At 37.2% G+C, this 12682-nt stretch carries 7 protein-coding genes, 3 rRNA genes and 1 riboswitch; of the genes, 6 read left to right on the top strand and 4 right to left on the bottom strand.

The window, feature by feature from the left end:
• Positions 1-6: 6 nt before the first annotated feature.
• Positions 7-1095, bottom strand: coding sequence for a bifunctional diaminohydroxyphosphoribosylaminopyrimidine deaminase/5-amino-6-(5-phosphoribosylamino)uracil reductase RibD (ribD, locus tag JWYL7_RS08740; RefSeq protein WP_066071887.1), 1089 nt, complete (start codon positions 1093-1095; stop codon positions 7-9).
• Between the two features lie 106 nt (positions 1096-1201).
• Positions 1202-1318, bottom strand: a riboswitch (FMN riboswitch).
• Positions 1319-1466: 148 nt separating this feature from the next.
• On the opposite strand from ribD, the gene JWYL7_RS08735 reads away from it, so the two are divergent.
• Positions 1467-2333 (top strand): class I SAM-dependent methyltransferase, encoded by an 867-nt coding sequence (locus tag JWYL7_RS08735; RefSeq protein ID WP_066071884.1) that lies wholly within the window; start codon positions 1467-1469, stop codon positions 2331-2333.
• A gap of 25 nt (positions 2334-2358) precedes the next feature.
• Here the strand turns inward: JWYL7_RS08735 and JWYL7_RS08730 are convergent, their stop codons facing one another.
• The gene (locus tag JWYL7_RS08730; protein ID WP_331722128.1) at positions 2359-3819 is read right to left on the bottom strand and encodes an alanine/glycine:cation symporter family protein; all 1461 of its coding nucleotides are present in this window, start codon (positions 3817-3819) and stop codon (positions 2359-2361) included.
• Positions 3820-4001: 182 nt separating this feature from the next.
• Complete coding sequence (locus JWYL7_RS08725) at positions 4002-4886, bottom strand: TMEM165/GDT1 family protein (protein WP_066071878.1); 885 nt, start codon at positions 4884-4886, stop codon at positions 4002-4004.
• 99 nt (positions 4887-4985) lie between these two features.
• Here JWYL7_RS08725 and JWYL7_RS08720 point away from each other — a divergent pair, with 99 nt between their 5' ends.
• Positions 4986-5684: a peptide arginase family protein gene (locus JWYL7_RS08720; RefSeq protein WP_066071875.1), complete on the top strand. Its 699-nt coding sequence runs from the start codon at positions 4986-4988 to the stop codon at positions 5682-5684.
• 58 nt (positions 5685-5742) lie between these two features.
• Positions 5743-6237 carry an SEC-C metal-binding domain-containing protein gene (locus JWYL7_RS08715; RefSeq protein WP_066071872.1) on the top strand — a complete coding sequence of 165 codons (495 nt, stop codon included), beginning with the start codon at positions 5743-5745 and terminating at the stop codon, positions 6235-6237.
• 81 nt (positions 6238-6318) lie between these two features.
• Here JWYL7_RS08715 and JWYL7_RS08710 read toward each other — a convergent pair whose 3' ends face one another.
• On the bottom strand, positions 6319-7197 hold the full coding sequence (locus JWYL7_RS08710) for a sensor domain-containing diguanylate cyclase (protein WP_331722127.1): 879 nt from the start codon (positions 7195-7197) through the stop codon (positions 6319-6321).
• 493 nt (positions 7198-7690) lie between these two features.
• On the opposite strand from JWYL7_RS08710, the gene JWYL7_RS08705 reads away from it, so the two are divergent.
• The 3 genes from JWYL7_RS08705 to rrf all read left to right on the top strand — a co-directional run bounded on the left by JWYL7_RS08705 (position 7691) and on the right by rrf (position 12510).
• Positions 7691-9304 (top strand): 16S ribosomal RNA (locus tag JWYL7_RS08705).
• Positions 9305-9440: 136 nt separating this feature from the next.
• Positions 9441-12358 (top strand): 23S ribosomal RNA (locus JWYL7_RS08700).
• Positions 12359-12393: 35 nt separating this feature from the next.
• A 5S ribosomal RNA gene (gene rrf, locus JWYL7_RS08695) occupies positions 12394-12510 on the top strand.
• Together the 16S, 23S and 5S rRNA genes form the textbook arrangement of a ribosomal RNA operon.
• Positions 12511-12682 lie beyond the last annotated feature (172 nt).

The following is a 12682-nucleotide window of genomic DNA, read 5'->3' as shown; positions in this document are numbered from 1 at the left end:
GCATAGCTAAACTTTTTTGGGGTATGCCTGGATCATAATATCGTTATCAAACATCGATACAGTCACATTTTCAAGCTCTATGGCATCTTTTATATAATCTTTTCCTAATCCACCTACAGGTGTTTTAGCAAGAGTTCCTCCTATAATTTTGGCAGATACAAAAGAAATTACTTTATCTACTAAGTTTTCATTCAAAGCAGTATAGTTTAAAGTAGATCCTCCTTCTAGTAAAATACTGTCTATCTTTCTTTTACCAAGTTCTTTCATAAGAAAAGAAAGATCTACCTTATCGTCTTTAGCAGGAGTTATTATAATTTCAGCTCCTTTTTGTTTAAGTTTTTCTATGTTTTCATCTAAAGCAAGGTTAGTTGTAGCTATTATGGTTTTAGATTCATCAGATAAAACATTAGAATCTAAAGGCGTCTTGCAATAAGTATCAACTATTATTCTAATTGGATTTTTAGATCTTTTATTAAGTCTTGTTGTAAGGTAGGGATTGTCTAAAATAACAGTATTAACTCCAACCATTATTGCAGAAACTTTATGCCTTAAATGATGAACATATTTTCTTGAGATATCATTACTTATCCATTTAGAATCTCCTGTTTTAGAAGCTATCTTTCCGTCTAAAGTCATAGCAGTTTTTAATATACAAAAAGGAATATTTGTAGTTATATATTTAATAAAAATTTCATTAAGTTTTTTAGCTTCATCTTCTAAAACTCCAACTACTACTTCTATGTTGTTTTCTTTTAATATTTTTATTCCATTTCCAGACACTAAGGGGTTTGGGTCAACCATACCTATTACAACTTTTGATATTCCTTTTTTAACAATTTCATAAACACAAGGTGGAGTTTTCCCAAAATGAGAGCACGGTTCTAAATTTACATACATAGTAGATCCTTTTAGATCTGAATATGAATTTTTTATTGCATCAATTTCAGCATGATCATATCCATAGTGTTTATGATATCCTTGACCTATTATTTGACCATCTTTAACTATAACAGCACCAACTAAAGGATTTGGATTTGTATAGCCTATTCCCAATTTAGCAAGACTTAAAGCCTTTTTCATATACTTATAATCCATTACATCACTCCTAATTTTGATCACAACTATGTGTTATAAAAAATGCCCTGAGAAATATATTCTCAGGGCATAATAAACATAAAAGTATTTACTATAAACACTTTTTTTATTCCTTCTTCCATCCAGACTATACTGTCGGCCTTGGAATTACACCAAGTCTGCTACAAAGTAGCTCGCGGGCTATACCGCCGGTCGGGAATTTCACCCTGCCCTGAAGGAAAATATTCTATTGTAATTAGACATTAACATATAAAAAAATAGTTGTCAATATTTTCAGAAATATATTTATAAATATAAAACCTTTTTGTTGCTTGAAAGGGTATAATATATATTATATAATAACATGATCGATGAAATATGGAGGGTTTGATATGTTAATTGCAGATAAATGGAAAAGTTATGAACTTATAGATACTGGAAATGGTGAAAAATTAGAAAGATGGGGAGAGTACATATTAAGAAGGCCAGATCCTCAAATTATATGGCCTATGGAAAAAGAATGGTCTTTATGGAAAGATCCACATGCACATTACCATAGAAGTAATCAAGGTGGAGGACACTGGGAGCACAAAAAGAAAATGCCCCAAAGGTGGACAATAAAATATAAAGATCTTTCGTTTTATATAAAGCCAACTGGATTTAAGCACACAGGACTTTTCCCAGAACAAGCAGCTAACTGGGACTGGATAATTGATAAAATAAAAAATGCAAACAGACCTGTAAAAGTACTTAATTTATTTGCTTACACAGGTGGAGCTACGGTAGCTGCAGCTTATGCTGGAGCAGAAGAAGTATGTCATGTAGATGCTTCAAAAGGAATGGTAACTTGGGCTAAAGAAAATATACAGCTTTCTAACTTATCTCATAGGAAAGTTAGATTTATAGTAGATGATGTTATAAAATTTGTAAACAGAGAAATAAGAAGAGGAAGAAAGTATGATGCAATAATAATGGATCCTCCTTCTTATGGAAGAGGGCCAAGTGGAGAAGTGTGGAAGATAGAAGATGAGCTTTATAATCTTATACAACTTTGCACAAATGTATTATCTGATGATCCATTATTTGTTCTTGTAAATTCATATACATCAGGATTTTCACCTAGTGTAATAGAGAATATATTAAAGTTATCTGTTGGAAAAAAGTATAAAGGAAATATATATTCGGGAGAAATAGGACTTGTTGCTACAAAAACAAACTTAGTTCTTCCATGTGGAATATATGGAAGATGGGAAAAATAAAAAGCAGGCACATGCCTGCTTTTTATTAGTTAGTCTTTTTTGCATTATATTTTAGCCAGAAATCAGCATTTTTAATTCCAAGTTTAACAGGATCAAACACTGGGTCTTTTCCTTGAGATACTTGCTCTTCGTAATCTTTAAGAGTATCAAATGCTGGTTTTCTAAGAAGGATTATAGCTATTATGTTTAGCCATGCCATTAAACCAACACCTATATCACCTAGTCCCCAAGCAAGTTCTGCAGTTCTTATAGCACCATAGAATATAGAAGCAAGTAAAGCAACTCTTAGTGCATTTATTAAAACCTTGTTGTTACCCTTGTTTATTAGGTAAGCAACATTTGTTTCAGCTATATAGTAGTAAGCCATTAATGTTGTGAAAGCAAAGAAGAATAATGCTATAGCAACAAATGCACTACCAAATGATGGGAATAAAGTTTCAACAGCTTTTTGAGTATAAGCTGGACCTATAGCAACTCCAGGCATATTTTCAACTAAGAATCCACCATCTGGATTTACTATATTGTACATACCTGTAATTAAGATCATAAATCCTGTTGCAGAGCAAACAAATAATGTATCTATATATACAGAGAATGCTTGAACTAAACCTTGTTTAGCAGGATGAGAAACTTCTGCAGCAGCTGCAGCTTGAGGCCCTGTACCTTGACCTGCTTCGTTTGAGTATATTCCACGTTTTACTCCCCAAGATATAGCCATACCTATTATACCTGCAAGAGCTGGCTCAAGAGCAAAAGCACTCTTAAATACTAAAGCTATAACTTCTGGTAATTTAGTTATATTAACAATTATAATTATAAGTGCAACTAATATATATCCAATAGCCATGAAAGGAACTATGATTTCAGCAGCTTTACCTATACGTTTAACTCCACCAAAGATTATAACTCCTAAAAGTAAAACTAATATAGAAGCAGTTACATAAGGACTAACTCCAAAAGCATTATTTATACCAGCTGCTATACTGTTAGATTGAACTCCCGGAAGGAAGAATCCCATAGCAACTACTGTTGCAACTGCGAATGTAATAGCATACCACTTCATACCTAAACCTTTTTCGATATAGTATGCAGGACCTCCACGGTATTCTCCGTCTTTTTCTACTTTATAAACTTGAGCTAAAGCAGATTCAACATAAGCAGAACCAGCGCCCAGGAAAGCGATTGCCCACATCCAGAAAAGTGCACCAGGTCCACCCATAGCTATAGCTGTAGCAACCCCAGCTATATTACCTGTACCAACACGGCCAGAAACTGAAAGAGCGAAAGCTTGGAAAGAAGAAACTCCTTTTTCAGAATCTGAACCTTTAAATAATAATTTTACCATATCTTTAATATGGCGTACTTGGAAAAACTTCATCTTGAGAGAAAAATAAAGACCAGTAATAAGACACAAATAAACAAGTGCGTCACTCCATATGATGCCATTAAGAGTATCTACTATTTGAGTCACAAAACTCACCCCCATAAATAATTTTTTATATTATATAGAAAACTATATAGTTTTCTATATATATCTTAAGGATTTTAAATATGAATAAATAATATCACAATTTTTTAAAAATTTCAATATTTAAAAAATTTAGAAAAAGTTATTTGGTTTAATATATATTCATTATTTCTTTAAAATATGAAAAAAGGTAGGAAAAGCTACCTTTTTTTATTTGAATATACCATCTCTATATTGTGGTAAATATTGTAATTTTTATTTTTCAAACTTTCAAAATAGCTTATTATATCTCCAAAGAATGGAATATTTTCTCCTAGATATTCTTTTTCTATTTCTTCTCTTTTTATATTCACAACGCATGATTTAAAATGTTTTTCTTTACAACTTTTACATTGAGTCAATATTTGAGCTAATTCGTTTTGATAATATTTATTTCTTTTAATAATGTTAATTTTTATTATAGATATGACTAAAGCAGAAATAATCAACAGATAAACCAGGATATTTAATGGAGTTATATATTTTTGGGCAAGATTTGAATAAAGACCTAAGCTTCCGAAGAATAAAAATACAAAAGAAGCTATAATTTTCATTGTAACTTCAGGTATTTTTTTTCCTAAAATTTTTCCTGCAACTATGCCCATTCCTCCAGTAAATACCATAGCACTTACAGTTCCTAATAATACTAATATAGGAAAAGAAGAATTTGCTCCTAAAGTCATGGCCGTCAGTTGAGTTTTATCGCCAAGTTCTCCTATGAAAAACGCTAGGGCAACTGTTATAATAGGTCCATAATTAGACTTAGTATCTTCATTTTCAGATTCATAATCTATTTTAAGCGACCATAATCCAAAAAAAATGAATAGCAAAGAAGCTATTAACTGAACTGTATTTATTGGAATAACTTTACTTATGTAATTACCTATAGCTATAGCTATTCCGTGATTTATAAACGATCCTATAAATATTCCTAAAAGAACATTTAATGGAGAAAATTTAGATGCAAAAGCAAGAGCTAAAAGCTGGGTTTTATCTCCCATCTCAGCTAGCGTAATCAGAGAAAAGGCAGTCAAAAATTCTTTCAAAACATATTCCTCCTTAGTTTATTTATATAATTATTCTTTGATTTAATTTATTAATTAATACATAATTAGTATTATACACTATTTGTAAGAAATGGAGTGATGAATTTGCATTATTACACAGGTTTTTTTATAGATGAGCCTTTAGGAAATAATATTTTTTCATATAGTAAAAGAAAAGTTAAAAAAATATATATACCCCCTTTAAAACAAGGCACTGTAGAAGATGTAAAGATATCAGACAATATAGCATTTTGTGAAATAGAAGATGAAAAAGAAATAAAAGCTAATGGATTGGATTGTTTCATAGAATACAACCTAGAAAATAAAAAAATTTATATATTTGACAATCATAACCACGCCTTTTATTTTTGGGTCAAGTCACTAAAACAAAACCATTTCAATAAAGGTTGTAAACTAGTTCATATAGATCAACACAAAGATATGAGGGAACCTGAAGAATACATACAAAGTATAGAAAGTTTAAAAGAAGTATTTGAATATACAAATTATAAGTTAAATGTTGGCAACTTTATAAAACCAGCCTTAAATCTTGGAATATTTTCAGATGTTTTAATTATAGACAGTTTAGCTAGCTTTAAACTAGATATAAATGATGAATTTGTACTAGATATAGACTTAGATATTTTTTCAAAAGATATGGACTATATAGATTACGATTTTAAGATGAACAAAATAAAACAGTTAATAAAAAAGTCAAACGTAATTACAATTGCCACAAGTCCGTTTTTTATAGATCAAACTTATGCTATAAAAATACTTAGAGAAATATTTTCTTGAAATAAAATATTTATTTGGTATAATATATCATTAGCTTATAAAACAAAGGAGGATAATTATGAGTTTGTTTGAAAAGTGGAGATCACTTTGCGAAAATTTATCTAGTCAAGAAGAAATACCGTTTTGGGAAGATTATTTTAGAAAAGAAACTAATATATATAAGCAGATACTTAAAGAAAAAATGCAAGTAGTAGAAGGAAAAGTATCAGATCTTGCTGATAAATATAATGTAAGCAACGAAGAATTTATGGGATTTTTAGATGGTATAAGTGAAAGTTTAAAAAATGAAATAAGCTTAGAAACTATACAAGAAGATACAAATATAAAAATAGAAATAGACTTTGAAAAACTTTACTACAATATGGTAAAAGTAGAAGCTACTTGGCTTTATAACTTAGATGAATGGGAAGGTATATTACCAAAAGAAAAGAGAAAAGAAATAGAAAAAGAATACAAATCTTCAAAAACTATAGTGAAGGAAGATAAAATAGGAAGAAATGAACCATGTATATGTGGAAGTGGAAAAAAATATAAAAAATGTTGCGGAAAATAAAAAATAAATGTATAAACTTTTAAAAAGGGGGTATTATATAAATACAACTAAATATTTAATCAATCTCCCCCTAAAAGACTTCTACCCCCCAATAGAAGTCTTCTTTTTTTGAGTATACATTTTAATATCTACTTCTTTTAAAAGCTCATCTAAAGAGATTTCGTTATCATACTTAAATTCCTTCAATCCAAAACTAAAATCCACTATATTTTCTAATTGTAGTTTAATAGAATTTATTTTAGCCTTTGCATTTTCTTTATTCATATTTTTAAAGAGTAAGACAAACTCATCTCCGCCTACTCTTGCAAATAGATCAGAATTTCTTATATTTTTATTTACTACATAGCAAAACTTTTTTAAAACTTCATCACCTTTAAAATGTCCATAAGTATCATTGATATATTTAAAGTTATTTAAATCGATATATACTAGGGTATAGACTATTTTTTTATCTATACACTTAAAATTTTCACAAAAGAATCTTTTGTTCATTACACCTGTGAGTGAATCAAAATTAGCATATTCTTTAAGTTTGTTTAAATAAATTATATTTTTCATGGCCATTTCGAGTTCGTTTTTTATATATACAGTTAATTTTAAATCTTCATCAGAAAAAGATGAATATGAAACACAAGAATCTATATTAACAATTCCAAAAAAAGTAGAATCTATATATAAAGGTACTGATATAGTAGATTTAATATCTAAGGCTCTTATTTTTTTTAATGAGGTATATTTTTCTGAAGATATATTAAGCCTATCGTATTTTTCTGGATTTCTTATTATACTAGCTTCTTTTAATTTATTTTCTTTATATAAAAATAGTTCTTCTACTTTAAGTTTTACATTTTTGAGTTTTTCAAAATCAAATCCTATACATGCTTTAAATTCCATGTAATTTTCTTTTGGATTATATATAAGTATAGACCCCTTAGATGCATCGTCTATTAGATCAATCAAGTGCTTTAAAATGAATTCATACATTTCATCTATAGAATCAGCATTATATACTAATTTATTTATTTTATATATTATTTGTTTAGTTTGATTTAATTTTTATCAGCATAGTAGGACAAACGTTTATTTTTAAAATACAATACAAATACTATAAAAAGTAAAACTAGTATAGCTATATCATACATAAAAAATATCATTCCTTTACAGTTATATTAAATTTATTATAAAAATTATATCACTAGGCTTTGAAAACAAAAATAATTTTATGCGATTATAAACATTTACAATTTATGTATTTTTCTATTAGAATTATATGAGCTTGTTTTTATAGATATTAGCGTATTGAAAAGATAATATTTTAAGATTTAAAAAAATATCAAAAAAGTGTTGACTCACAATTTAAAAGGTGATATATTATTACTTGTCGCAAGGACAAGTAAATGAACTTTGAAAATTAAACAGCAGGTAATTAAGCCAGTTACTAAATATAAAAGTTATATTTGAGAGTTTGATCCTGGCTCAGGATGAACGCTGGCGGCGTGCCTAACACATGCAAGTCGAGCGGAGATAGTGTTTAACACTGAGTATTTATTTAAAATGCTATCAGCTAGCCGCGTCAAGCATGCGATAGCGAGCTTTTCGCAAATTATGAATAACACATAATAAGTATTGAGTGTTAAACACCATCTCAGCGGCGGACGGGTGAGTAACGCGTGGGTAACCTGCCCTGTACACTTGGATAACACACCGAAAGGTGTGCTAATACAAGATGATATCAAAGGAAGGCATCTTCTTTTGATCAAAGCTTTTGCGGTACAGGATGGGCCCGCGTCCCATTAGCTAGTTGGTGGGGTAACGGCCTACCAAGGCGACGATGGGTAGCCGACCTGAGAGGGTGATCGGCCACACTGGAACTGAGACACGGTCCAGACTCCTACGGGAGGCAGCAGTGGGGAATATTGCACAATGGGCGAAAGCCTGATGCAGCAACGCCGCGTGAACGATGAAGGCCTTCGGGTCGTAAAGTTCTGTCCTTGAGGAAGAATTCTGACGGTACTCAAGGAGGAAGCCCCGGCTAACTACGTGCCAGCAGCCGCGGTAATACGTAGGGGGCTAGCGTTATCCGGAATTACTGGGCGTAAAGGGTGCGTAGGCGGCCCTTCAAGTCAGAGGTGAAAGGCTACGGCTCAACCGTAGTAAGCCTTTGAAACTGTTGGGCTTGAGTGCAGGAGAGGAGAGTGGAATTCCCAGTGTAGCGGTGAAATGTGTAGATATTGGGAGGAACACCAGTTGCGAAGGCGGCTCTCTGGACTGCAACTGACGCTGAGGCACGAAAGCGTGGGGAGCAAACAGGATTAGATACCCTGGTAGTCCACGCCGTAAACGATGAGTGCTAGGTGTCGGGAGTTACCCCTCTCGGTGCCGTAGTTAACGCATTAAGCACTCCGCCTGGGGAGTACGCTCGCAAGAGTGAAACTCAAAGGAATTGACGGGGACCCGCACAAGCAGCGGAGCATGTGGTTTAATTCGAAGCAACGCGAAGAACCTTACCTAGGCTTGACATCCCTTAGACAGCTCCTTAATCGGAGCCTTCCCTTCGGGGACTGAGGTGACAGGTGGTGCATGGTTGTCGTCAGCTCGTGTCGTGAGATGTTGGGTTAAGTCCCGCAACGAGCGCAACCCTTACTTTTAGTTGCCAGCATTAAGTTGGGCACTCTAAAGGGACTGCCGAGGATAACTCGGAGGAAGGTGGGGATGACGTCAAATCATCATGCCCCTTATGCCTAGGGCTACACACGTGCTACAATGGCCAGTACAGAGGGCTGCAAGGTCGTGAGGCTGAGCTAATCCCTTAAAGCTGGTCTCAGTTCGGATTGCAGGCTGAAACTCGCCTGCATGAAGCTGGAGTTGCTAGTAATCGCGGATCAGAATGCCGCGGTGAATACGTTCCCGGGTCTTGTACACACCGCCCGTCACACCATGGGAGTCGGGGGCACCCGAAGTCAGCTACCTAACCGCAAGGAGGGGGCTGCCGAAGGTGAAATCGATGACTGGGGTGAAGTCGTAACAAGGTAGCCGTATCGGAAGGTGCGGCTGGATCACCTCCTTTCTAAGGAGTTTTACCTGCTGTTTGATTTTGAGAGTTTAGCACTTTGTTAGTGTGCACTAGCACTTTGAGCAACGGAAATCTTTGATTTCGTTGGCGATGTGCTTTAGCACTTTGAAAATTGCATAGCATTAAAGCTGGTCAAGTTATTAAGGGCGCAGGGCGGATGCCTTGGCACCAAGAGCCGATGAAGGACGTGGTAAGCTGCGATAAGCTTCGGGGAGGTGCAAGCAACCTTTGATCCGGAGATTTCCGAATGGGGAAACCCACCTAGAGTAATGTCTAGGTATCCTTAGATGAATACATAGTCTAAGGAGGGGAACCAGGGGAACTGAAACATCTAAGTACCCTGAGGAAGAGAAAGAAAATTCGATTCCCTAAGTAGCGGCGAGCGAAAGGGGATTAGCCCAAACCTATAAAGCTTCGCTTTGTAGGGGTTGCGGATATGCTCTTTAGAAAGTTAGTAGTGTAGTCGAAGAGGTCTGGAAAGGCCCACCACAGAAGGTAACAGTCCTGTAGATTAAACACGAAACCTTTTGAGCATACTCCAGAGTACCACGGGACACGTGAAACCCTGTGGGAAGCAGGGGGGACCACCCCCCAAGGCTAAATACTACTTGGTGACCGATAGCGCATAGTACCGTGAGGGAAAGGTGAAAAGAACCCCGGGAGGGGAGTGAAATAGAACCTGAAACCCTGTGCCTACAAGCTGTGGAAGCACATTTTTAGTGTGACCGCGTACTTTTTGTAGAACGGGCCAACGAGTTACGGTAAGTAGCAAGGTTAAGGACTTAAGGTCTGGAGCCGCAGCGAAAGCGAGTCTTAAATGGGCGTTTTAGTTACTTGCCGTAGACCCGAAACCAGGCGATCTACCCATGGACAGGATGAAGCGAAAGTAAAATTTCGTGGAGGTCCGAACCCACGCACGTTGAAAAGTGCGGGGATGAGCTGTGGGTAGCGGTGAAATTCCAATCGAGCTTGGAGATAGCTGGTTCTCCCCGAAATAGCTTTAGGGCTAGCCTCGAGCTTAGAGAAAAGGAGGTAGAGCACTGACTGTCCTAGGGGCCCTTTGGGTTACCGAAGACTATCAAACTCCGAATGCCTTATTCTTTTGCTCGGGAGTCAGACTATGGGTGATAAGATTCATAGTCAAGAGGGAAACAGCCCAGACCGTCAGCTAAGGTCCCTAAGTATGAGTTAAGTGGAAAAGGATGTGGGATTGCACAGACAACCAGGATGTTGGCTTAGAAGCAGCCATTCATTTAAAGAGTGCGTAATAGCTCACTGGTCGAGTGATCCTGCGCCGAAAATTACCGGGGCTAAAACTCATCACCGAAGCTACGGCATCCGTAAGGATGGGTAGGGGAGCATTCTCTAAGGGCTGAAGCTAAACCGTAAGGATTAGTGGACTTTAGAGAAGAGAGAATGTTGGCATGAGTAGCGAGACGTGGGTGAGAATCCCACGGGCCGAAAACCTAAGGTTTCCTGAGGAAGGTTCGTCCGCTCAGGGTTAGTCGGGACCTAAGCCGAGGCCAATTGGCGTAGGCGATGGACAACAGGTTGAGATTCCTGTACCACCAATTACCGTTTGAGGGATGGGATGACGCAGAAGGATAGGCTATCCTACCGCTGGTCGCGTAGGTCCAAGCATCAAGGGAGTTAAGATAGGCAAATCCGTCTTAACATATCCTAAGGTGTGATGGGGAGCGAATTTAAGTAGCGAAGTAGCTGATTTCATGCTGCCAAGAAAAGTCTCTACCGAGGTAAGAGGTGCCCGTACCGCAAACCGACACAGGTAGGTGAGGAGAGAATCCTAAGGCCAGCGAGGGAACCCTTGTTAAGGAACTCGGCAAAATGACCCCGTAACTTCGGGAGAAGGGGTGCCTCGTTAGGGTGTATGCCCGAGGAGGCCGCAGAGAATAGGCCCAAGCGACTGTTTACCAAAAACACAGGTCTCTGCTAAATCGAAAGATGATGTATAGGGGCTGACGCCTGCCCGGTGCTGGAAGGTTAAGGGGATGTGTTAGCTTTTGCGAAGCACTGAACTTAAGCCCCAGTAAACGGCGGCCGTAACTATAACGGTCCTAAGGTAGCGAAATTCCTTGTCGGGTAAGTTCCGACCCGCACGAAAGGCGTAACGATTTGGGCACTGTCTCAACAAGGGACTCGGTGAAATTGTAATTCCAGTGAAGATGCTGGATACCTGCGACAGGACGGAAAGACCCCATGGAGCTTTACTGTAGCTTGACATTGGATCTTGATACTACATGTACAGGATAGGTGGGAGGCCAAGAAGCCGGGACGCCAGTTTCGGTGGAGCCATCCTTGGGATACCACCCTTGTAGTATTGGGATTCTAACCACAGGCCGTGAATCCGGTCTTGGGACACTGTCAGGTGGGCAGTTTGACTGGGGCGGTCGCCTCCTAAAAAGTAACGGAGGCGCCCAAAGGTTCCCTCAGCACGGTCGGAAATCGTGCATAGAGTGTAAAGGCAAAAGGGAGCTTGATTGCAAGACATACAGGTCGAGCAAGGACGAAAGTCGGGCTTAGTGATCCGGTGGTACCGAGTGGAAGGGCCATCGCTCAACGGATAAAAGCTACCCTGGGGATAACAGGCTGATCTCCCCCAAGAGTCCACATCGACGGGGAGGTTTGGCACCTCGATGTCGGCTCATCACATCCTGGGGCTGTAGTAGGTCCCAAGGGTTGGGCTGTTCGCCCATTAAAGTGGTACGCGAGCTGGGTTCAGAACGTCGTGAGACAGTTCGGTCCCTATCCGTCGCAGGCGTAGGAAATTTGAGAGGAGCTGTCCTTAGTACGAGAGGACCGGGATGGACATACCTCTGGTGCACCAGTTGTCACGCCAGTGGCACAGCTGGGTAGCTATGTATGGACTGGATAAGCGCTGAAAGCATCTAAGTGCGAAGCCACCCTCAAGATAAGATTTCCCACTTTTTAAGGTAAGACCCCAAGAAGACTACTTGGTTGATAGGCTCAAGGTGTAAGCGCAGCAATGTGTTTAGCTTATGAGTACTAATAGGTCGAGGACTTGACCAAAAATGCTATGCAGTTTTGAAAGTGCTAATATATTATGTGGTTACTATAGCAAGGAGGATACACCTGTTCCCATTCCGAACACAGAAGTTAAGCTCCTTTGCGCCGATGGTACTTGGAGGGAAGCCTCCTGGGAGAGTAGGACGTAGCCACATATTTTTTTTAGAAAATATTAGTGGAAAAGTCTGCATCTTTATCTTAAAATAAGGATGCAGACTTTTTTTATAATACATATACATATATAAAAAATAGGAGGTAAATATGAAAAAGGGTGTAGCAGTATTGAAAGCAAAATAGAAAAAGCAAGGAGTTTAACTGAAAAAGGAA

It is taken from the genome of Alkalithermobacter thermoalcaliphilus JW-YL-7 = DSM 7308 (genome assembly GCA_001584565.1).
Taxonomy (GTDB): domain Bacteria; phylum Bacillota; class Clostridia; order Peptostreptococcales; family Peptostreptococcaceae; genus Alkalithermobacter; species Alkalithermobacter thermoalcaliphilus.
This window is presented reverse-complemented; position numbering and strand designations above follow the sequence as displayed.

Coding starts and splice junctions, on each gene's coding strand:
- ribD (WP_066071887.1), bottom strand. CDS start 1,095: ATGGATTATAAGTATATGAAAAAGGCTTTAAGTCTTGCTAAATTGGGA.
- JWYL7_RS08735 (WP_066071884.1), top strand. CDS start 1,467: ATGTTAATTGCAGATAAATGGAAAAGTTATGAACTTATAGATACTGGA.
- JWYL7_RS08730 (WP_331722128.1), bottom strand. CDS start 3,819: ATGGGGGTGAGTTTTGTGACTCAAATAGTAGATACTCTTAATGGCATC.
- JWYL7_RS08720 (WP_066071875.1), top strand. CDS start 4,986: ATGAATTTGCATTATTACACAGGTTTTTTTATAGATGAGCCTTTAGGA.
- JWYL7_RS08715 (WP_066071872.1), top strand. CDS start 5,743: ATGAGTTTGTTTGAAAAGTGGAGATCACTTTGCGAAAATTTATCTAGT.